We start from the raw sequence: 20,990 nt of genomic DNA on the forward strand, positions 1-20,990 counted from the left end.
ATCTTTTTCGCTATTTTTATAATAGTTTTAACATTTTTAAGCGTGCTCATGTTTGACTCCAAATATACTCCTGGGAATCTAACGGAATTAGGTTGGTGGGGTTGGTACGACCAAGGTGAATATTTAAAGCAAATGGTCAGAATAGCTAACGATGGCCTGTCTGATAGTATTCGTAATTCAGCTTACCCTCCTGGCTATATGCTTATTCCTGGTTTGGCTCTTGGCTTTTCTAATTTTTTAGGGTTTGGTATTGATGAAGGGACTATTTTTAATTTATATAATCTTATATTATGTTCAATATCGGTAACTTTTTTGACTATATGCCTTGATGGCAAAAAAAAAGTATATTTTTTAACTTTTTTTTTCTTACTTCTAATTAATATAGACATATTGGCTACAACATTTTTTATTCCTTGGTCATCTAGTATTTCCTTATTTTCTGCAGCTACCTGTGTTTATATTTTAAATGTCGCTAAATCCTTAGTTAATATGGATCTTATGAAGAGATACATGATAATTTTAATATTTTCATTATCATTTTCTTTGCTTTTACATACTAGACCTCAAGATTTTGTTATTTTTTCTATGAGCTTTTCTTTCGGATATTTATATATTTCTCGATTTGAAATAAAAGCACAGATTTTCAAGTTTATTATCCCATGTGTTATCGTTTTTTTGATCTCTGAATGCGTTTGGTATTTCTATATGGATGGTTTTTCTTTGGGTGGAAGTCTTTATGATAAGCCTAAGCATAGTTTCTTTTTAAATGAAAGTACTTTGTATAAAATATCTGCAATGCTAATTGGGGGTGACTCTTGGGGTCGATTAAGTATTTCTACGTTTAAAGAATCACAGTTCTTGTTTTTATTGTTACTTTTTACTTTTATCTATGGTTTTTTTACTAAGGCAATATTTCCAATTATAGCTTCTATTTTATGGTTGTTGATTTATTTGGCCTTTAGTGATTTTGGTCTTCACAACTTTATGAGATTTCTTCTTCTGCATTATTATAAAGCTGTTTTTTTGGTTCTTTTATTTTACTTTGTAAAGGGATTCGAACCAAAATTACTCTTCTTAGCTTCTGTTTTATGTCTTATAACAGTTTTTTTATTACCTATAAAAAATAAATATTCTTTCATATCTGCGGCAAAAGACGTTTATATTGAACAAAAAGCATTTAGTTCCTTTGAATTGAATTCTAAAAGCATTGAAAAAGGGGATATATTTTTTGTTTCTTCTTTGATTGAGAATAAGGTTCAAGATGTTTTAATGCATATTCCTGTTCTTTATGTTGATGGAGTAAGGGTTGAGAAAATTAAAGACTACAGAATGTATCAAGGGAATAAGGGTGTTTACATTCATTTTTTTAAAAACTATGAGAATGTTAATAATGTATCAATAGGTCTAAATATGTTTGGCATTTTGGATGAATTTGATGTAGGTTTTTATAGTTTAAATTGATTCTCTAGTATATGGTGTATAATGTATTATCTAGAACAGGCAACTGAAAAACACTTAGATGAAATAGTTGATATCTATATGAATGACTTGAATGTTGCAATACTGACTTATTTTGGAAGAGGCTTTATATATAAAATGTGCCTTGATTTGATTGAAAGAAAATGTGCTACTGTTGCATGTCTAGACAGTGGTAAAGTTATTGGTTTTATATTTTCAGTTAGTGATAATACTCACTTGTATAAGTACCTTAACTTTGATTCACTTTTTTCTTTGTTTAAAAAGGTAATATTTAGCTATTCAGCATTAAAAACCTTTATTTTATCTTTCTTTCTTATTTTTTTGGGTCGAGATAAAGTTAAATCAAATATTGGTAGAGCGTTAGAGTTAGCTCATTTTGCTGTTCTTGGAGAGTATAAAGGTAAGGGGATAGGTACAGATTTACTAAATGATTTTGAATATAAAGCAATGATTGAAGGTTTTAATTGTGTGTTTACTTCAAGTCATAATAAATCTTTAGTTGATTTTTATGTTAGAACACGATCTGCAAAATTTCTTTATCAAACAAATGTAGGAGGTTATACTTCTTATGGTGTTATTTGGGAATTGAAAAATAAATTATATTAGGTTTTATATGTTGAATGTGAGGTTAGTAATAAGGTTTTATCTTGTTAAACTACTCAGTAGTTCTCTTTTTCGTTTTTTTTTAAATGGAGGAGTTATAGGGTTATTATCTTGGATTCTCCAGGCTGCTTTTTTATATTTATTTTTGACGTTTGATTTTTTTTCAGAATATGGACCTGCTATATCAGTTTGGTTAGCTTTCTTTATTATTTTATTTCTAAATTTTTTTTCTATGAAGAAGTTTGTTTTTAATAAAGATGGAAGTCCTCTTAAGTTTTTGATTTCGACAACATTAATGATTTTTTTAGCTGGTCTACTAACACAGTTTATAACAGAAAAGATTTATTCTTATGGATTAGATGGTTTTGTATACCTATCTTATCCAGTTTCGGCGCTATTGATTTCTCCATTAAGTTATGTTATCAAAAAAAATATAGTTTTCAATTGAATTTAAAGTTAGGTAAATTTATGATCTCAGCAATTATAACAGGTATTACAGGGCAAGATGGAGCATACCTAGCTCAGCTTCTTTTAAGTAAAGGGTATTCAGTATACGGCACTTATCGTCGTACTAGCTCCGTAAATTTTTGGCGTATAGAAGAGTTGGGTATAAAAAATGATCCAAATCTTCATCTTGTTGAGTATGATCTAACAGATCTTTCTTCTAGCATACGTCTTTTGCAAGATACTAAACCGACTGAAATATACAACTTAGCGGCACAGAGTTTTGTTGGCGTCTCATTTGATCAGCCTATTACTACCGCAGAGATTACAGGACTAGGTCCTGTGAATCTTCTAGAAGCTATTCGAATTGTTAACCCTAAAATTCGTTTTTATCAAGCTTCTACTTCTGAGATGTTTGGTAAGGTTCAAGAAATCCCTCAGCGTGAGTCAACACCGTTTTATCCACGTAGTCCTTATGGTGTGGCCAAGTTGTACGCCCACTGGATGGTGATTAACTATCGTGAGTCTTATGATATTTTTGCAACAAGTGGTATTTTATTTAATCATGAGTCTCCTCTGCGTGGACAAGAGTTTGTTACTCGTAAGATCACAGATACTGTTGCTAAGATTAAGCTGGGCAAACAAGACGTTCTTGAATTAGGTAACATGGATGCCAAGCGTGATTGGGGCTTTGCTAAAGATTACGTAGAAGGTATGTGGCGTATGCTACAAGCCGATAAAGCAGACTCTTATGTATTGGCAACAAATCGGACTGAAACAGTTCGTGATTTTGTCACTATGGCCTTTAAAGCGGCAGATATCGCTTTAGAGTGGTCAGGATCAGAGGAATCTGAGATAGCGACTGATCAGGCAACGGGTAAAGTTATAGTAAAAGTAAATCCGAAATTCTATCGTCCTGCTGAAGTTGAGTTATTGATTGGTAACCCTGAAAAAGCTGAAAAAGAACTTGGGTGGAAACCGACAACGACATTAGAAGAACTTTGTAAGATGATGGTAGATGCGGATCTAAAGCGTAACGAAATAGGCTTTTCGTTTTAATCTTTGTACTATGTTTTATATTTATTATTAAAGGCGACTTATAGTCGCCTTTATTATTTTTTGAAAGTGTCACGAGGTTTTAAAATGAAGAAGGTGATAGTAACCGGTTCAAATGGCTTTACCGGCCGTTATGTCGTAGCGGAATTAATTGCTCGAGGATATAACGTTACTGAGCTTGTTCGTAAGAAAGTGAATGAAAATCAAGTTGAGTGTGACTTATCTAATAAAAATTCAATTAAGACTTGCTTCTGTGATATCAAGCCAAATTATATTATTCATTTAGCTGCCTTGTCTTTTGTTGCTCATGACGATGCTAGAGCATTTTATGATGTGAACCTATTTTCAACTCTTAATATCTTAGAGTCTTGTGACGAGCTAGGTTTAGACTTATCTAAAGTGATTATTTCTAGTAGCGCAAATATTTATGGTAATCCAGAATTAAGGCTGATTTCTGAGGAACAAGCACCTGCCCCTGTCAACCATTATGCCATGAGTAAACTTGCTATGGAGCATATGTGCAAGCTTTGGTTTGATAAGTTTCCAATTTTGATTACTCGACCGTTTAATTACACGGGGCCTGGGCAGGACGCTAAGTTCTTAGTGCCTAAAATAGTTGGTCATTTTCAACGTGGTGAGAAGGTGATAGAGCTGGGTAATCTTGATGTTTATCGTGACTTTAGTGATGTCAGGGATATTAGTGCTTATTACGTTGATCTACTTGAGTCTGGAGCCCGCTCTGATATTGTGAACTTATGCTCTGGCTCGGTATATTCTTTGTCATATATTATTGAAGAAATGCAAAGAATCGCTGGCTACAACATAGAAGTGAAAATTAACCCTCAATTTTTGAGAAAGAATGAGATAAAAACACTAGGCGGTAATAATAGTAAAATATTAAACCTTATTAACAGAGAATCGACTTTCTCATTAAGTGAAACACTGACTGATATGTACCATGAAAATAATTGTTAATCTTAATGCTATTAAGCGTCCTTTAACTGGAATTGGGTATTATACTAAAAATATACTGCAAGAATTAATTGATACTGGGCACGATGTTGTTGGTATTCGACATGCCAGATTGCTGAGAGGAAAAGAAATTTCTAAGTTCTTAGGAGATATAGATAAGAGTAAGGTGGACAATACAGGCAGCATAAAAAAATATTTTGTCGAGACTTTACGAAATGTACCAGGAACATATTTTTTGAAACATATGATATTGTCTTTTATTCTAAATAAGCGTCTAAAAGTGTTATCGAAATCTGGCTATATTTATTTTGAACCAAGTTTCGTCCCAATAAAATATCCTGGTAAGACGATAACGACAATTCATGATTTATCTTTTGTTTCCCATCCTGATTTTCACCCTGAGGAAAGAGTGCGTTACTTAAAGAAAATGTTAGTACGTACTTTACAAGTCTCTGATCATATTTTAGTCGATTCGAATTTTATCAAAGATGAATTATGCAGCCTGTATCCTAGTTATGCTGCTAAGGTTAGCACGCTATATTTAGGTGCTGATAAAAGTTTTAGCCATTTAAAATTGGATTCGGACGTAGAATATTTAAAATCGGTGCAATTGTTAGAAAATCAATATGTGTTGTGCGTTGGAACGTTAGAGCCTAGAAAAAATCTTGCTAGACTCATTGATGGTTATTCCAACCTTTCCAATGAACTCAGAGATCGTTACCCCTTAGTTTTAGTAGGTAGCGTGGGTTGGAAAAATAATGAGTTGGACACCAAGTTAAAAAAATTACGAGCTAAAGGTCAAGTTATAGTCAGTGGATATGTTTCAGATACACAATTGAAGTGTCTCTATCGGTCTGCGGCTGTTTTTGTTTATCCTTCCTTGTACGAAGGTTTTGGGTTACCTGTTATAGAGGCTATGTCTTCTGGTACGCCTGTGATTACCTCGGACCTCGGTGCCACAAAAGAAGTAGCTGGTAATTGTGCTGAGTTAGTCGATCCTTTTTCGGTAGATGATATATCAAGTGGCCTCAAAAACTTATTGAGTTCAGAGGTCGTTAGAGAGAAATATAAAAAAAATGGTCTAAAGAGAATTGAAGATTTTAGCTGGAAAAAATGCAGTAACGACTTAATAAATATAATAGAAAGTATTTAGGTGTGAAGTATATGAGAATTGCGATAGTGCATGATTGGTTTGTAAGTCCCGGTGGTGCTGAAAACGTAATAGAGGCGATGCTAGATATTTTTCCAGATGCTGACGTTTTTTCTGTTGTAGATTTTTTTGACGATGTTTTGCGAAAAAAATATCTTCATGGGAAAAAAACGAAGAATACTTTTATCCAAAAAATGCCGTTTGCACAAAAAAAATATCGTATGTATCTACCATTAATGCCTTTTGCTATAGAGCAGCTTGATCTTACTGAATATGACTTAGTGATTAGTAGTAGCCATGCGGTTGCCAAAGGTGTGATCGCATCACCTAATCAACTGCATATTTGTTACTGTTACTCGCCAATACGCTATGCTTGGGATTTGAAATTTGACTATTTAAAAGAATCCAATTTAACTAAAGGGTTTAAATCTTTATTAGCTAGATATTTTTTGCATAAAATAAGAATTTGGGACCTAGCATCAAGTAATAATGTTGATTATTTTATATCGATTAGTCGCTTTATTAAGGAGAGGATATATAAATGTTATAGAAGGGACTCGACAATAATTTTTCCTAATGTAGATGTCGATGCATTCCCGTTACATGAGGTTAAAGATGATTTTTATTTTACTGCATCACGTTTGGTTCCCTATAAACGGTTAGCGCTTATTGCGGAAGCCTTTTCAAAGATGCCGGATAAAAAGCTTATTATTATAGGTGATGGCCCTGAAAGAGATAAAGTTGAAAAAATTGCATCTTCTTCATCAAACATAAGTTATTTGGGATACCAAGATTATCAAACTCTTAAAGAGCATATGATGAAAGCTAGAGCTTTTATTTTTGCTGCAGAAGAAGATTTTGGTATTGTTCCATTAGAAGCTCAAGCCTGTGGTACACCTGTTATTGCATTTGCTAAGGGTGGTTCATTAGATACGGTTATAGATAAGAAAACAGGCTTTTATTTTTATAAACAAACAGCAGATTCGATTATTAAAGCTGTTAAAGATTTTGAAGAAAATCATAGCTTATTACTTGAACCAAGTAAAATTAGAGCTCATGCTATGAACTTCTCTACTGATATTTTCAAATCTAACTTTAAACGCTTTGTTTTGGAAAAATGTAAAGCAAAGGGGTTTTCAATATGATTTTTTTGTTAAATGTCAAATTGCATTTTTATGTATAAAGCCTTTGAGAACAGTGAGAAAAATAATTCTTAGATCAAACCATATCGACCAATTTTCAATGTAATACAAGTCATATTCAACTCTACTTTCCATTTTATCAATGGTTTCCGTTTCTCCACGAAGGCCATTGACCTGCGCCCAGCCAGTGATGCCAGGTTTGACCATATGACGGCGCATGTAAGATTCCACAATAGTCTTGTAGTGCTCGTTGTGTGCTAGGGCGTGCGGTCTAGGACCAACAATCGACATTCTACCTTGCAGTACATTTATAAATTGCGGCAGTTCATCAAGAGAAGTCTTTCTCATAAAGGCACCGATAGGAGTTATTCGACTATCGCCTTTTTTAGCCTGCGTTACTTTTCCGTGCTCTTCGTTATGAACCACCATAGATCGAAATTTATAGACTTTGAAGTCTTGGCCATTGGCACCAGTGCGGTACTGTTTAAACAGTATTGGCCCTTTAGAGGTAAGCTTTATAGCCACCGCTAACGCTAATAAAATGGGACTAATGCATACTAGGATAAGGAAGGATAACACTTTATCTTCTAGAGACTTCAAGAAGCGATTTTTTCCTTCTAGCATATGAGAGGTGGATAGGTTGATAACGGGCAGTCCGGCGACTTCGGTTACAGAATGGTTAAGGAGTCTGAAACCGAAGATGTCTGGCACCATTCGTATGACAATAGAGCTGTTACAAAGCGCTGCTTGTACTTGCTCCATTCTTTCGGCTTCATTTATTGGTAATGCAATCCAGACTTGGTCAGTTTTATGCTTTTTAGCAATGACCTCTAAGTCTTTAAGATTTCCTAGATAAGGTATAAGGTTACCTTCATGAGTGGTGATGCTGTTGATTTCCTCGTGGGTGCTCACTATACCTTGCACGACCAACCCCATTTCTGGATGTTGCTCTAGACGTTCAGCTACTTGCTGGGCGAGTAAACCATCTCCAATGATTATGATGCTTCTTATATTGAGCCCCTTTGCTCTTAATGCACCTAGGCTTTGTCGTAAAATGAGACGGTAGCCAATGATGAAACAGGTAGATGATCCAAGCCAGGTAGCGACCCAGACTCTGGAATAAAGTTCAGATGTTTGTGTCGCGAAGGCACTTAATACCAGCAATAGAAAGGTGCCAAAAGTAGCGCTGACAACGCATTGTATTTCGCTGGTGAAAGAAGAGCCTCGCCATGCGCGGTAGCCACCAAATATGGATAATAGCGTCGCGCCAATAATCACACCTAGTAGCAAGACATTTTTATAGGCGATGTTTAGATCTATGTGAGAAAAGCGTAACCAATAACTAAAGAGTCCGGTAGCGAATAAACATAGAATGTCGAGAACTCTGTGGCTGATACCGACAGACGCACTGTGTTCTTTTAATGTTAGTCCTTTTTTCACTTCTTTCTCATCTCGTATATTAGGTATAATCAATGACTTATATCCGCTGTATGATAGCAGTAAACGGATAAAAATTAATTGAATTGTCGCTCGTTACTCTGAATGTTGTGCATTTTAACGGTATGCTTGGCTGATCTGCCAGTCATGATACCTAATAAGGGATTTTTTTTGTATGTTGAACACTGTTTCTAGTGCTCTAGTGTGGTTTTTCGCTGCTCTGACTTTTGCGTTATCGATTACTGTGCCTAACGGCTACAACATTGGTACGACTCTTATTTTTATTTTGTCACTTGTTTTTTTGCTAAAGCCAAAATGGCATGAGCTGAAAAAAGAGGATAAGTTACTTTTTTGGGGATTTGCATTATACGCTGTCGCTATGTTTGGTTTTGTTTACCTTGACGGTTGGCATACTCGCGAGCTCGATAGGCCTTCTCGATTTATTTTGGTTCTTCCCGTATTGCTGTTATTACTGAAATCGTCCGGTCGAGAGCGATGGCTTTGGTTTGGTACCGTGCTTGGTGCGATTGCTGCATTTTCTTTGGCAATTTATGAGCGAAAGGTGCTTGGCTATGGTCGAGCCCATGGAAGTGAGCACCCTATAATGTTTGGTAATACAGGAATGCTGCTTGGTTTATTAAGTTTTGTCTCTGCAACGTATTTTTTAGCTAACAAACGTTATATCTGGCTGGCTTTGGCTGTCGTTGGAGGCTTGTGTGGTATTGCTGCTTCTGTGTTGTCCGCCTCCCGTGGTGGTTGGGTTGCTCTTCCTTTAATTGGCTTTTTCTTATTATGGCAAAGCCGATTTTTGTTGGGTAAGAAACTGGTATGGAGTGTGTGTATTGCTTCTGTATTGTTGGTTGGGGCCGCTGTTGCGCTTCCGCAATCAGGCATAAAGGACCGTATTGAAGAAGCGATTAGTGATGTTGAGCACTACAGCGATGGATCTAATAAGACGACCTCTGTTGGTCTTAGGTTCGAAATGTGGAAAGCTTCTTTAAGTATGTTTGAAGAGTCCCCTCTTGTTGGCGTTGGCGAATATGGAAGTAAAGCGGTAAAAGAGCGTTTAGTTGCAGATAGTGCCATATCGCAAGATGTACTTCATTATAGCCATTCTCATAATGAATATATAAATGCGCTTGGTTTAACCGGAATTGTTGGTTTTATATTTCTTATGTCTGTGTATTTGATTCCACTGCGTCTCTTTCTTAAAAAAATGCGTCAGTATCCTAATAATTGGAATATTCGTTCTTATGCAATGGCTGGGGCTTTGGTCCCTATGTGTTATATGGATTTTGGCCTATCGCAGGTCATGTTCAGTCACAACATTGGTGTGATGATGTACGTTTTTCCGATTGTGTATTTTTGGGCAGCGGTACGCTGGGCTGAACGTAAAGAGTTCGCGAAATAAAAGCCTACTTTTCAAGGGTATAAATAGGTTTTGAAAAAACACTTCGTATAAAAATGGCCATCACATGATGGCCATTTTTTTTAACTGTTGTATCCAATCTAGCTATCGCATTTCTAAAAAGCTTATTTAGTTGCTTCTGTTTCTTCAGCTTTTTCTATGCTGCGTAGTTCAACAACAAACTTAAGTGCTGCATAAGCAGGAATAGGACCTGTACCACCTGGGCCGTAAGCTAGATCAGACGGGATGTATAGCTCGTATTTGGAGCCAACTGGCATAAGCTGTAGACCTTCTGTCCAGCCTGGAATGACGCCATTTAATGGGAAGGTAATCGCTTCACCACGTTGATATGAGCTGTCAAATACCGTTCCGTCGCTTAGGCTGCCTTCGTAGTCCACTTTTACTGTGTCGGTCACCGCTGGTTTTTCACCTGTACCTTCGGTGATCACTTTGTAAAGTAAACCAGACTCTGTTTTCATAACGCCATCTTCGGTTTCTTTCTCTTTTAACCATGCAGCGGAAGTGGCTTTGGCTTCTTCAGAGGCTTTTTCTTCCTCAAGCTGTGCTTTTTCCATTTGTTCTTGCTGGTAAGCTTGGATAGTTTGGGTGACTTCTTCCATGCTCATTTGACCTTCTTTGCCAGCAAATGAATCTTGGAAGCCAGCCATGAAGGTTTTCATATCCAGTTCAGAGAAATCTTGTGACATGCGAGAACCAAACATGGTGCCAATGCTGTAACCAAGGCGCTGTTCTTTAGAATCCAGTTTGATTGCACTGTCGTCTGCGTACGCAAAAGAAACAGAAGACATAACCAGCGCCGCAATAAGTGTTTTTTTCATAGCTATTTTTTTCATAAGGAAAGGTGTTCCATTATTTATTGATTTATCACTGAGTGACGTGAAGCGTTAAGACGGAGTTCGATTCGCATACAGTTTTAATAAAGCATATGGGGCGTAAACAAAGCAGGAACAATGGTATACGCCTTGTGCTTTGCAAAATCAGATCCGTCGTTTCTATTATGTAACATATGTGTTCTAACATAAGGTAGGCTGTTTATGCCAGTTTATCTGTTAGTACGTTACCAAAGCGACCCCTTCACCTGTACACTTTGTTTGAGTTCCAATAGATCTCTCTTATTTAGAGAACGGTTCCACAAAGCACAAGGCGTGTTATGAGATTAATCCGCTATTCTTGGATCAGACAATCGCTTTTACAAAAGCATGACGGTGTTTGCTAAAGCAGGTTTGTTTTTTAGAATGAGCTTACACTTTATTGACATTCTTCGTAGGGCAGATGAGTCGAGGCACGAGTGTGATCTGCCGTTGGGGGATTCAAATGTCGGATCACGGTCGTACCTCGACTCATCCGACCTACGGGGTGAGTCGTTGGTATTAACCTAGATTCCCATAAACAACGGAATCAGAACGGGCACGAGAATGCTCATAATAAAGCCGCTGGCGATGCACACTGGGATGATTTGCGCGCCATGAAATTTACCAAGCATAGGTAAGGTAAAGTCCATGGCGGTGGCACCAGAATAACCCACCGACATATGGCTGTTGAGCCTTGCCAAGAATGGAATCAGCATGAGCGCTAAGATCTCACGCCCTAGGTCGAGTAAGAAGGCTGTGGTGCCAAGTACAGGATCGCCTAAGCCGGTAATAAGAATGCCAGACAAACTATACCAGCCGAAGCCCGAGACGACCGCAAGCCCTTGGTTCCAGCTTAGGCCTAATACAAAGCTGCCAATCCAACCTGCAAGTAACGTGGTGAAGATAGTGACAAGCGCTATAATGACGCCTTGAGAGTTTAAAAATAGCTTACGTAGACGGTGATTGCCTTGGCGTAGCTGACAACCGATTAGAAACAGCAAAACATACAGCAAGCCTGTTACCAGCTCGTCCACACCCGTTAGCCAGTCTTTGGCAAATATGCCGACGACAACGCCACCTATTACCCAGGCGATGGTTTTTGCTGCATCCATCAATGCATGGGATTTGCTATCAGATGGGCCTTGGGCAAGGTTATCAGCATGAGTACCACCAAAACGTAGGCCACTAAGATATAAGCCACCTAGGCTTAATACGCTGATCAGAACAAAGAAAATAATCGCTTGGTAACCGGCAATAAACAGCTTTTCAGATAAATTGTCTAACGCACCAAGACTAAAACCGATTAAGCCTAAGATGAGGTACACAAGCTGTTCTAAGCCTTTTGCCACACGAGTTGGCGTGAATACCTTGATATTGACCCAGTAACCAAAGAGTAGGGCGATTAATAATGGGCCAAGTGTGGTGAGGATAGTCATGCGAGAATAGTCTTCCTAGACAGATGTGTTAAATACAGGAGCGGCATTTTCTCGGTATTGAGTTGTAAATACAAGTTTGGTTTTTGTGTTTCGGGTAAATGTTGTTCCAAGGGAAGTGGCTTAACGTAGTGTTTTTTGTTCCTTCCCCTTATCTTCAAGGGGAAGGTTAGGATGGGGTTGGTAAGGTTTTTTGACCCCCTCCCAGCCTCCCCCTTAGCAGGGGGAGGGGCAGATAAACGAGGTACGAGTGTGATCTGCCGTATAGGTAGGCAAAATAAAGCTGACCAGCGGTGCAATATTTGGTGATCGGTGGTAAATTGCTCGGCTGTTTTATGCGTGTTTTCTATGGATAGTCGGCGGTGATGTGTGGTTAAGCGTTTTCCTGTGTTAAAAGAAGTTCTGCATTTGTTGTTTCCTATGATACTAACGATGACATTGGAGCTGTCGATCAGCGTCGTCGATACCATTATGTTAGGCCATTACAGCGCGCTGCATTTGGCGGCAGTTGGTTTAGCATCGAGCTTATGGCTTCCTGTTGGTTGTTTCTTGATTGGTGTGACTTTTGGACTAACGCCTTTGGTAACACGTCATTTGCATGGCAGACAGCCGAAGCTGGTTAACTTGTATATGTCACAGGCGGTCGGTTTATCGGTAGGGCTTGGTCTGTTGGCAAGTTTAGTGGCTATTTTCTTATTGCCTTATTTTGCTGGGTTGATGGCGACGGAAGAAGAAACAAGACAAGTTTCGGTTTCTTACTTGTATATTTTTGCCCCAGCTCTTCCTATGCTTGCACTTATGACCGCCTACAAAAATCTATTTGAAGCGGCGGGTCGCCCTGGTTTTCCATTGTTCGTGGCGAGCTTTGGCTTAGTGTTAAACATCTTGTTCAATTATGTGCTGATTTTCGGCAAGTTTGGCCTTCCTGAAATGGGCGCAAAAGGGGCTGCATTGGCGTCTGCTTTGTCTTTGTATTTAGCTGTTTCTATGTTTTTTGTTTATGACCGCTTTATCAATAAAACGCCTTTGTTTACCCGCTTAGTATGGCGCTACACACGTAAGTTTGGAATTCTATTGAATGTTGGCGCGCCAGCGGGCTTTGCCTTTGCCTTTGAGGTTGGCTTGTTTTCTTCGATGACGTGGTTGATTTCGTCCTTTGGTGATTTAGCATTGGGCGGTGGCCAGATAGTCATGTCTTATACGTCTTTCTTGTTTACGCCAATGATGGCCATGAGTGCCGTGACGGCGATTGTGGTAGCAAAAGCCATGTCGAAAGAAGGTGTTAGTGGTGTTAGAAAGCGCATACGTGTGATCGTCTGGCTAGGGCTTTCTTATGTAAGTACCTGTTTTGTTATCACTCAGGTATTTCATAACCAAATACCTTACATTTATAGTAACAATGCCGAAGTGGTGGCCTTGGCAGCGAGCATTTTGCTGATTTCTTCTTGTTATCAATTCCCTGATATGCTGCAAACCGTGTTTACTGGCGCTTTACGAGGTTTTCGTGAAACACGCTCAACTATGATCGCTTTTGCCGTGTCTTTGTTTGGCTTGAGTATCCCATTTGGCTTTTGGTTGTCCCACTACAGCCCTTGGGCCGAAACCTTGTCTCTGCGAGGTTTTTACATTGGCCTAGGTGCGGGTTTAACCCTGCTAGCGGCGATTCTTATCGTACGTTTTCAAATTGTTTTGCGTCACTACGAGGGCAAGCGGATTGCCTCGCCTAGGGAAGTTGCGTAAATTTAGGCGAGTATATCAAGTAAAGGTCAGTCTTTTATTGAGAGAGAAGTATGAACACAATTTTAGTAACAGGTGGAACAGGTTTTATTGGTAGTCATACTTGCGTGGAATTATTAAACCAAGGCTATGATGTCGTCGTTGTTGATAATTTGTGTAATTCTCATCCTGAAGTGTTGAATAGAGTGCAGCAAATCACTGGTAAGACAGTGACTTTTCATGAGGTCGATTTGCTTGATGCTGCTGCGTTGAATGACGTTTTTAAAAAACATTCCTTTGATGCTGTGATTCACTTTGCTGGTTTAAAAGCGGTCGGAGAATCGACACAGATTCCTTTATCTTATTACCATAACAATTTAACAGGTACCTTGGTTCTGCTAGATGTCATGGCTCAACATGGCGTGTTTGATTTCGTGTTTAGTTCTTCTGCAACGGTTTATGGCGAGAATAACCCCATTCCTTACGTAGAACATTTTCCGCTGAGTTCTACTAGCCCATATGGTCGAACCAAAGTGATGATAGAGCAGTTCTTACAGGACGCTTTTGTTGCTGACCCTCGATGGAATGTGTCTTTGTTGCGCTATTTTAACCCAGTTGGTGCTCATCCAAGCGGCTTGATTGGTGAAGACCCAAATGGTATTCCTAATAATTTGATGCCTTTTATTACACAAGTTGCTGTGGGAAAACGTGAAAAGCTAAGCGTATTTGGTGGCGATTATCCAACTCACGATGGTACAGGCGTGAGAGATTATATCCATGTGGTGGATTTGGCTTTAGGTCACATCAAAGCATTAGAGAAGTTGGCAAGCCAAGAGGAGAAAAGCATAGAAGCTTATAACTTGGGCGAAGGCAAAGGCTCTAGCGTGTTAGATGTAGTTTATGCATTTGAGAAAGCGTCAAATCAACAAATCCCTTATGAAATAATGCCAAGACGTGCCGGTGACATCGCCGAGTTTTATGCAGACCCACAAAAAGCCAAGCTGATGCTTGGTTGGCAAGTTGAACTATCTCTTGAAGCTATGTGTCGTGATGCTTGGAATTGGCAAAGTAATAATCCGCAAGGGTATGGTGAGTAAATCATTTTTTTCTGTTTTCAAGGGAAGGTTTTTACATTGGCCTAGGTGCGGGTTTAACCCTGCAATTGTTTTGCGTCGATACGAAGGTAAGCGCATTGCCTCGCCCAGGGAAGCTGCTTAATGTCACGTTTTTGTCCCTTCCCCTTATCTTCAAGGGGAAGGTTAGGATGGGGTTGATAAGGTCTTTTGACCCCCTCCCAGCCTCCCCCTTAGCAGGGGGAGGAGCTAGCTACTCTTCTAAAAGTCTCTACACAGTTCAATTAACGCATCTATGTCCATGTGTTGTTCTGTGCTGTCGGCGAGGCGGTTGATTTCGCTGTTTCGGTATTGGTCGTAGTCGAAGGTGGCGGCTTGGTCGACACCGGCCCAGTTGAGTAAAGCTTGTAGGGCTTCTGGGTGGTCGAATACGCCATGAAGGTAAGTACCTATGATGTTGCCATCGTCTGAAATGTAGCCTTCTTTCTCGCCATTTTCTAATTCTGCAAAGTGTTTGTAGGCGCTTGCATTGGAAAACTGTGAAACACCAGAGTGAATTTCGTAGCCTGTGACTTGAGCATTTGCTGCGAAAGCGAGCTTTCCATGGCGTTGCTTAAGCTGTTTTTCTTTTTTAAGCGTTGTTTCCATAGGGATTAAACCAAAGCCTTTAGATTGGGTGTTGGCGTGTTGGTTTTCCAGCCCATGTGGATCGAGCAGTTGTTCGCCGAGCATTTGATAGCCACCGCAAATCCCCATGACTTTTCCGCCGTATCTTAGATGTTTTTTCAAATAATCTTCCCAGCCTTCTTGGCGTAGAAAGGCGAGGTCGCTTTGTACGCTTTTGCTGCCTGGTAAGATGACGAGATCCGCTGGTGGAATGCTTTCATTGGCACCAACAAGGGTGACTTGAACATCAGGGTGAAGGCGTAACGCGTCCCAGTCTGTGTGGTTGCTGGTGCGTGGCATGATGGGAATGACGATGTTTAACTTGGCGTTGGTGTCGGTTTTTATTGGGCTTTTGGCGACGGCGTCTTCGGATTCTAGATGAAAACCTTTTAAGAAAGGCAATACGCCTAAAACCGGTTTGCCAGTGCGTTCTTCTAACCAATCTAAGCCAGATTGCAGCAAGCTAATGTCGCCACGAAAGCGGTTAATCACAAAGCCAATCACTCGGTCTTGCTCGCTTTGACTGAGCAAATCCAAAGTACCAACGAGATGAGCAAACACACCACCTTTGTCTATATCGGCGATGATGATAACAGGGCAATCGATGCTTTCAGCAAAGCCCATGTTGGCGATGTCGCGAGCGCGTAAGTTGATTTCCGCAGGGCTGCCTGCACCTTCAATTAACACGGCTTGGTATTGATCGGCCAGACGATGATAAGAATCTAACGCGGCGACTTTAGCGATGCTTTTGTATTCGTGATACCCCACCGCGTTCATGTTGCCCACGGCTTTGCCTTGAATGATGACTTGCGCGCCTGTATCTGTGTTGGGTTTAAGTAGAATGGGGTTCATGTCCACGTGTGGCTCAAGCCCTGCGGCATAGGCTTGTACGGCTTGGGCTCGGCCAATTTCGTTGCCATCTTGGGTGACTGCGCTGTTTAATGCCATGTTTTGTGGTTTAAACGGTGCGACTGAAATGCCTCGGCGATGTAATAAGCGGCATAGCGCCGTGACTAATGTGCTTTTTCCTGCGTCCGAGGTGGTTCCTTGGATCATTAAACTAAAGGCTGGCATTCAGTATCATCACGCTTCAAATCAATAAGGTGGTAGAATTCTACCTTACCTATTCACCTTGTTAAGTGAAAAAACGACTTATATTTATGATCCTTGCTAATTTAGACAGTAGTTTTGATGGTTTTCTTGGTGTGTTTTCTACGACCAGTTTCATTTTTGTCGCGGCCTTGGTATTGGATCGCTTATTAGGTGAGCCAAAGACGTGGCATCCCTTGATTTGGTTTGGTCGCTGGGTGGATCTTTGTCGCAAGCATATACAGTTGCCTTTAGACGCTTCTCTATCTCGTCAACGTATGGTTGGTGTGTTGGCATGGCTGGTGGCGGTTTTGCCTTGGGTGATGATTCTATTGGCTTTGTTTTGGTTGTTGCCGAGTTGGCTCGATACTTTGCTGTCTGTGGTGGTGTTGTATTTTGCGATTGGTTGGCAGAGTTTGCGCGAGCATGCGCTGGCGATTTATCAGCCTTTGTCTGTCTCTCCGCTGTCGGCTGAAAAACTCGATGAAGCCCGTCTTGCTGTGAGCTATATCGTCAGCCGTGATACACAGAATTTGGATGAGTCGGCCGTAGCAAAAGCCGGGATCGAGTCGGTATTAGAAAATGGCAGTGATGCGATATTCGCGCCGATATTCTGGTTTATTCTCTTCGGTGCGCCGGGCGTGCTCTTGTATCGACTTGCCAACACGTTGGATGCTATGTGGGGTTATAAAACCGAGTCATTGCTGCACTTTGGTTGGTTCGCCGCGCGTTTTGACGATGTATTGAATTATATTCCCGCTCGTCTTGTGGTTTATACCTATGGGGCTTGTGGCAAATGGCGTTCTGCTATTCGCAGTGCTCGTCGTCCTTCTGCCCGTTGGAAAAGCCCTAATGCTGGCCCTGTGATGGCCGCGGGAGCGGGTGCTTTAGGAATTCAGTTAGGTGGCGAGGCGCCGTATTTTGGCAAAGTAGAAACTAGACCGATTCTGGGGGAAGGTGACTTACCGACGTCTCATCATTTAAAAGAGGCCATTTGGCTGGTGGATAAAAGCGTATATTTATGGGGATTGGTGATATGTCTGTTGGTCTAAAATCTTCTAAGTTAGACTGTTTTTCAAATTTAGGAAGCATTCCAAAATTAGATAGTACGCCCCCAAAGCACGGCGGCGATTTGGCTTATTGGCAACGGAAAGTCGGTAATGAAGCGTTGAATTGGTTGGATTTATCCTCTGCGTGCAATCGTGAGCCTTGGCCTATTCCAGAGATAGACACCTCTTTATGGATGGATTTACCTGATCAAGCCGATTTATTGGAGGAGGCCGAGCGCTATTTCGGTCGTCGTCCTAATGCGATTGGCGCGGGTTCCCAGCATATTATCGAATCTTTGCCGCCCATGTTGCTGGCGAGTCAGTCTTCGGCTTTGCTTACTGCAACGAAAATGGTTTTTGTGCCGCGCATTGGTTATCAGGAGCATGCCTTCGCTTGGCAAAAATGGGGCTTTGATATTGCCTATTATGACACTTTGGACGAGTTATTAGGGCAAAAATGGGCGGTTGCCGTAGTCATCCAGCCGAATAACCCAACGGGAGAAATTGCCTCACACCATATTTTGTCTCGACTGATTGCCCATGCTGAGCAGCAAGGGGCGAATATCGTCGTGGACGAGGCTTTTGTTGATGCTTGCCCAGAGTTGAGTCTGTTGAATAGCAAACAAGGTAAATCGCTGAGTGAGTCGCTTTTTATTTTACGTTCCGTTGGTAAGTTCTTTGGCTTGGCTGGCGCGCGTGTTGGCTTTGTTTTTTGTGCGACAAAATGGCAAGCCGCGATCAAAAATTTATTGGGACCTTGGCCTGTGGCGACGCCGAGTCTGCATTTGGTGACATTGGCCTTTGCTGATAAAACTTGGCAGTCTCAGGCTTTACAAGCTTTAAAAGTACGACAAGCAGCATTTGTTGAACGTGTTATCCCCAAGTTTAATACCATTTTAGATTCCCAAGAGTATGTGTTGAGTCCGTTGTTTGTGACTTGGTTTCTTGAAAGTGAAGAATACGCAAAGCAAGTATTCGATATGTTGCACCAAGTTGGCGTTCATACTCGTTTAGGCGAAGGCTGGGTTCGTGTGGCATTGCCAGCGCTTAATGAAATGGATGCTTTAAACAGCGCCTTGATTCGTTTATTAAAAACCGAAGGAGGCAGGGAGTTAGCATGAAGCATCTTGTATTAGGTGGCGTTCGTAGTGGCAAAAGTGCCTACGCAGAGGAGCAAGTTGCTTCGTTTAATAAAGCGGTCTGTTATGTGGCGACATCACAAATTTGGGACGAGGAAATGGCGGAACGAGTGCGATTGCATCAAGTCAGTCGTCCCAAAGAATGGCGGGTTATCGAAGAACCATTGGCATTAGCGGAGCTTTTGGCTTCCCTCAATACTCCTGAACAGGCGGTGATTGTCGAATGCTTTAGTTTATGGGTGACGAACTTGTTGTGCCTAGAAGACGAAGCACGTTTAGAAGAGGAAAAGCAGGCGCTCTTGAAAGCCGTTGAGGCGTTTGAAGGTGATTTGGTGCTGGTGTCTAGTGAAGTGGGATTGGGAGTGATGCCGGTGAATTCCCTTGCTAGGCGATTTGGTGATGAACTGGGAAGTATTAATCAAAAACTGGCTAAATTGACCGATCGGGTAACTTTTGTTGCGGCAGGGCTACCTATGCAGCTAAAATCCTAATCTTCCATTTATACTCTGTGTTTTCTTGAACTATATTGTTCTTGGAAGCACTTTTATAATCAAAAATTGCAATTAATAGCGAAAGGCGTAGGAGCTTTGATGACCCCTTATTCAAAAGATTTTCCAGTATCTTGGGAAGAGCTACATAGAAATGCTCGTGCCTTGTCTTGGCGTTTGCTGGAGCAGGGCCCTTGGAAAGGGATTATTGCAATTACCCGTGGAGGTTTGGTGCCAGCGGCTATTTTGTGTCGTGAAATGGATATCCGCTTGATCGATACGATTTGTATCGTGAGTTATGGCGTTGATGAAGCTACAGGTGCTTCAATGAAGCAGGGCGACCTTAATGTTCTTAAAGGCGTTGAAGGTGATGGCGAAGGTTTCATCCTGATTGATGATCTAGTGGATACAGGACGAACCGCAGCGAAAGTTCGTGAGATGTTGCCAAAGGCGCATTTTGCAACTATCTATGCCAAGCCTGCTGGAAAACCATTGGTTGACACTTTTGTTACTGAGGTGAGCCAAGATACTTGGATTCGCTTCCCTTGGGATATGGAATATACCTTTTCCACCCCACTTGCTGATCGTCAGCCAAAGTAAGCATTCACTTTTATTGCTGCATACTAATATCTACATAGAAAACGGGCTCCTGTTTGACACAAAAGCAGCGAGAGTATTTGCAAATTTACACAAAACTCTCGTTTCTTTTACACAGTTTTCAGCTAGTTTTATGGTTATATTCATTTCTCATTTTAGAGCCAAGGCAGACTAAGAGATTAGCTGTTTCACGCATTTTAAATGCACTTACTTTTATATAAATACAATAGGATTTTACTATGTGGAAAATGCTAATTCGAGTTGCTTTGGCGAGTATTCTATCGCTATCGATAACTTTGCCTGCGTTTGCACAAGGTACGGTGGCTCGTGCTCAATTCACTACAGACGTAATCGATCGAGAACCGATAGACAATGTCGGCGCAACGGTAACAGTAGAATATGGCGCAATTCAGCGAGTCTATTTCTTTACTGACTTACGTGATATGGCGGGAAGCCATGTTATTCATCGTTGGAAATTAGATGGAGAAGAACAAGCGGGCGTTGATTTTGACATAGGTGGTGACCGTTGGAGAGTTTGGTCGAGTAAACGCCTTATGCCTGGCTTTGATGGAAAATGGAGTGTTGAAGTCGTTCAGGATGATGTCGTGGTAAGCACTTATTCATTTGACTATATAGATGAATTCTAAGAAATCAGGCATTCTCTGTCGTAATTTGTAATCTATGATTAAGGATTTTTATGCCTCATTTACGTGTACGTGGATTGGCTTTCGACGAGCTAGAGTCAATTGCTGATATCCTGATAGAAAACTTGGCGGAAGTGACCGATACGCCGAATTCTCATTTCACCCTTGAGTACCAAGCAACGACCTATTTGGCCGTTGGTGGTGCTTCTCCTGCGTACCCGTTTTTTGATGTTTTATGGTTTGAACGAGGTGAAGATGTGAAGCGCAAGGTTGCCTTGATCATCGAAGAACTGGTTCGACCGCTTGTGGATAGTGGACAAGACATCGCAGTGTTGTTCCATGATCTGCAGGGCAAGGACTACTATGAGAATGGCGAGCACTTCTAAGATAGTAACCCCCTCCTAGCCTCCCCCTTAGCAGGGGGAGGAGCGAAGCATTTTTTGTTCCTTCCCCTTATCTTCAAGGGGAAGGTTAGGGTGGGGTTGTTTTAGGGCTTCAGAAAAGGCTTATGGAATGAGCGAACGAATATTTAA

Annotated in this window: 19 protein-coding genes; 15 read left to right on the forward strand and 4 right to left on the reverse strand. The window is 40.7% G+C overall.

What is annotated here, in order from left to right; translation table 11 throughout:
* Positions 1-48: 48 nt before the first annotated feature.
* From DFP77_RS12235 to DFP77_RS12265, 6 genes are all read left to right on the forward strand, one after another.
* Complete coding sequence (locus tag DFP77_RS12235; RefSeq protein WP_147270558.1) at positions 49-1,461, forward strand: hypothetical protein; 1,413 nt, start codon at positions 49-51, stop codon at positions 1,459-1,461.
* A 21-nt stretch (positions 1,462-1,482) separates the two neighbouring features.
* Positions 1,483-2,085, forward strand: a complete 603-nt coding sequence (locus tag DFP77_RS12240; protein ID WP_114412570.1) for a GNAT family N-acetyltransferase — start codon at positions 1,483-1,485, stop codon at positions 2,083-2,085.
* 465 nt (positions 2,086-2,550) lie between these two features.
* A complete protein-coding gene (gene gmd / locus DFP77_RS12250) occupies positions 2,551-3,585 on the forward strand; it encodes a GDP-mannose 4,6-dehydratase (RefSeq protein ID WP_114412572.1) in 1,035 nt (344 codons plus the stop codon).
* Between the two features lie 84 nt (positions 3,586-3,669).
* A complete protein-coding gene (locus DFP77_RS12255) occupies positions 3,670-4,557 on the forward strand; it encodes a GDP-mannose 4,6-dehydratase (protein WP_114412573.1) in 888 nt (295 codons plus the stop codon).
* A complete protein-coding gene (locus DFP77_RS12260) occupies positions 4,541-5,707 on the forward strand; it encodes a glycosyltransferase family 4 protein (protein ID WP_114412574.1) in 1,167 nt (388 codons plus the stop codon). Before DFP77_RS12255 ends, DFP77_RS12260 begins: the two co-directional genes overlap by 17 nt.
* Before the next feature lie 11 nt (positions 5,708-5,718).
* A complete protein-coding gene (locus DFP77_RS12265; protein ID WP_114412575.1) occupies positions 5,719-6,849 on the forward strand; it encodes a glycosyltransferase family 4 protein in 1,131 nt (376 codons plus the stop codon).
* Positions 6,850-6,864: 15 nt separating this feature from the next.
* Here the strand turns inward: DFP77_RS12265 and DFP77_RS12270 are convergent, their stop codons facing one another.
* Positions 6,865-8,286 carry an undecaprenyl-phosphate glucose phosphotransferase gene (locus DFP77_RS12270; protein ID WP_114412576.1) on the reverse strand — a complete coding sequence of 474 codons (1,422 nt, stop codon included), beginning with the start codon at positions 8,284-8,286 and terminating at the stop codon, positions 6,865-6,867.
* Between the two features lie 172 nt (positions 8,287-8,458).
* Here DFP77_RS12270 and DFP77_RS12275 point away from each other — a divergent pair, with 172 nt between their 5' ends.
* Complete coding sequence (locus DFP77_RS12275) at positions 8,459-9,694, forward strand: O-antigen ligase family protein (protein ID WP_114412577.1); 1,236 nt, start codon at positions 8,459-8,461, stop codon at positions 9,692-9,694.
* A gap of 122 nt (positions 9,695-9,816) precedes the next feature.
* Here the strand turns inward: DFP77_RS12275 and bamJ are convergent, their stop codons facing one another.
* Positions 9,817-10,530 (reverse strand): BamJ family beta-barrel-assembly machinery protein, encoded by a 714-nt coding sequence (gene bamJ, locus DFP77_RS12280; protein ID WP_181858550.1) that lies wholly within the window; start codon positions 10,528-10,530, stop codon positions 9,817-9,819.
* A 557-nt stretch (positions 10,531-11,087) separates the two neighbouring features.
* Positions 11,088-11,999: a LysO family transporter gene (locus tag DFP77_RS12285; protein WP_114412579.1), complete on the reverse strand. Its 912-nt coding sequence runs from the start codon at positions 11,997-11,999 to the stop codon at positions 11,088-11,090.
* 366 nt (positions 12,000-12,365) lie between these two features.
* Between DFP77_RS12285 and DFP77_RS12290 the strand changes: the two genes are divergently transcribed.
* Together DFP77_RS12290 and galE are read left to right on the forward strand one after the other, a co-directional pair.
* Complete coding sequence (locus tag DFP77_RS12290) at positions 12,366-13,736, forward strand: MATE family efflux transporter (protein ID WP_239544391.1); 1,371 nt, start codon at positions 12,366-12,368, stop codon at positions 13,734-13,736.
* Between the two features lie 50 nt (positions 13,737-13,786).
* Positions 13,787-14,809 carry a UDP-glucose 4-epimerase GalE gene (gene galE / locus DFP77_RS12295; protein ID WP_114412580.1) on the forward strand — a complete coding sequence of 341 codons (1,023 nt, stop codon included), beginning with the start codon at positions 13,787-13,789 and terminating at the stop codon, positions 14,807-14,809.
* Between the two features lie 237 nt (positions 14,810-15,046).
* Here the strand turns inward: galE and DFP77_RS12300 are convergent, their stop codons facing one another.
* Positions 15,047-16,525, reverse strand: coding sequence for a cobyric acid synthase (locus DFP77_RS12300; RefSeq protein WP_114412581.1), 1,479 nt, complete (start codon positions 16,523-16,525; stop codon positions 15,047-15,049).
* 86 nt (positions 16,526-16,611) lie between these two features.
* Between DFP77_RS12300 and cbiB the strand changes: the two genes are divergently transcribed.
* The 6 genes from cbiB (at position 16,612) to DFP77_RS12330 (ending at position 20,843) form a co-directional block, all read left to right on the forward strand.
* Positions 16,612-17,592, forward strand: coding sequence for an adenosylcobinamide-phosphate synthase CbiB (gene cbiB / locus DFP77_RS12305; RefSeq protein WP_114412582.1), 981 nt, complete (start codon positions 16,612-16,614; stop codon positions 17,590-17,592).
* Positions 17,577-18,710, forward strand: a complete 1,134-nt coding sequence (locus DFP77_RS12310; protein WP_114412612.1) for an aminotransferase class I/II-fold pyridoxal phosphate-dependent enzyme — start codon at positions 17,577-17,579, stop codon at positions 18,708-18,710. The genes cbiB and DFP77_RS12310 overlap by 16 nt, the downstream gene beginning before the upstream one ends.
* Entirely contained in the window at positions 18,707-19,219 is a 513-nt protein-coding gene (cobU, locus tag DFP77_RS12315; protein WP_114412583.1) for a bifunctional adenosylcobinamide kinase/adenosylcobinamide-phosphate guanylyltransferase, read from the forward strand. The genes DFP77_RS12310 and cobU overlap by 4 nt, the downstream gene beginning before the upstream one ends.
* 99 nt (positions 19,220-19,318) lie before the next feature.
* Positions 19,319-19,816, forward strand: coding sequence for a xanthine phosphoribosyltransferase (gene gpt / locus DFP77_RS12320; protein ID WP_114412584.1), 498 nt, complete (start codon positions 19,319-19,321; stop codon positions 19,814-19,816).
* A gap of 236 nt (positions 19,817-20,052) precedes the next feature.
* Complete coding sequence (locus DFP77_RS12325; RefSeq protein ID WP_114412585.1) at positions 20,053-20,460, forward strand: DUF2914 domain-containing protein; 408 nt, start codon at positions 20,053-20,055, stop codon at positions 20,458-20,460.
* Between the two features lie 50 nt (positions 20,461-20,510).
* On the forward strand, positions 20,511-20,843 hold the full coding sequence (locus tag DFP77_RS12330) for a DUF1904 family protein (protein WP_114412586.1): 333 nt from the start codon (positions 20,511-20,513) through the stop codon (positions 20,841-20,843).
* The last annotated feature ends 147 nt before the right edge of the window (positions 20,844-20,990 follow it).

The sequence above is a fragment of the Marinomonas foliarum genome, from assembly GCF_003337275.1.
Taxonomy (GTDB): Bacteria; Pseudomonadota; Gammaproteobacteria; order Pseudomonadales; family Marinomonadaceae; genus Marinomonas; species Marinomonas foliarum.

Excerpts from the sequence above, each read along its gene's own strand:
- bamJ (WP_181858550.1), bottom strand. The coding sequence starts at position 10,530 with ATGAAAAAAACACTTATTGCGGCGCTGGTTATGTCTTCTGTTTCTTTT.
- DFP77_RS12255 (WP_114412573.1), top strand. The coding sequence starts at position 3,670 with ATGAAGAAGGTGATAGTAACCGGTTCAAATGGCTTTACCGGCCGTTAT.
- DFP77_RS12235 (WP_147270558.1), top strand. The coding sequence starts at position 49 with ATGTTTGACTCCAAATATACTCCTGGGAATCTAACGGAATTAGGTTGG.
- DFP77_RS12330 (WP_114412586.1), top strand. The coding sequence starts at position 20,511 with ATGCCTCATTTACGTGTACGTGGATTGGCTTTCGACGAGCTAGAGTCA.
- cbiB (WP_114412582.1), top strand. The coding sequence starts at position 16,612 with ATGATCCTTGCTAATTTAGACAGTAGTTTTGATGGTTTTCTTGGTGTG.
- gmd (WP_114412572.1), top strand. The coding sequence starts at position 2,551 with ATGATCTCAGCAATTATAACAGGTATTACAGGGCAAGATGGAGCATAC.
- DFP77_RS12260 (WP_114412574.1), top strand. The coding sequence starts at position 4,541 with ATGAAAATAATTGTTAATCTTAATGCTATTAAGCGTCCTTTAACTGGA.
- DFP77_RS12240 (WP_114412570.1), top strand. The coding sequence starts at position 1,483 with ATGTATTATCTAGAACAGGCAACTGAAAAACACTTAGATGAAATAGTT.
- DFP77_RS12265 (WP_114412575.1), top strand. The coding sequence starts at position 5,719 with ATGAGAATTGCGATAGTGCATGATTGGTTTGTAAGTCCCGGTGGTGCT.
- DFP77_RS12310 (WP_114412612.1), top strand. The coding sequence starts at position 17,577 with ATGTCTGTTGGTCTAAAATCTTCTAAGTTAGACTGTTTTTCAAATTTA.
- DFP77_RS12300 (WP_114412581.1), bottom strand. The coding sequence starts at position 16,525 with ATGCCAGCCTTTAGTTTAATGATCCAAGGAACCACCTCGGACGCAGGA.
- galE (WP_114412580.1), top strand. The coding sequence starts at position 13,787 with ATGAACACAATTTTAGTAACAGGTGGAACAGGTTTTATTGGTAGTCAT.
- DFP77_RS12325 (WP_114412585.1), top strand. The coding sequence starts at position 20,053 with ATGTGGAAAATGCTAATTCGAGTTGCTTTGGCGAGTATTCTATCGCTA.
- DFP77_RS12275 (WP_114412577.1), top strand. The coding sequence starts at position 8,459 with ATGTTGAACACTGTTTCTAGTGCTCTAGTGTGGTTTTTCGCTGCTCTG.
- gpt (WP_114412584.1), top strand. The coding sequence starts at position 19,319 with ATGACCCCTTATTCAAAAGATTTTCCAGTATCTTGGGAAGAGCTACAT.
- cobU (WP_114412583.1), top strand. The coding sequence starts at position 18,707 with ATGAAGCATCTTGTATTAGGTGGCGTTCGTAGTGGCAAAAGTGCCTAC.
- DFP77_RS12285 (WP_114412579.1), bottom strand. The coding sequence starts at position 11,999 with ATGACTATCCTCACCACACTTGGCCCATTATTAATCGCCCTACTCTTT.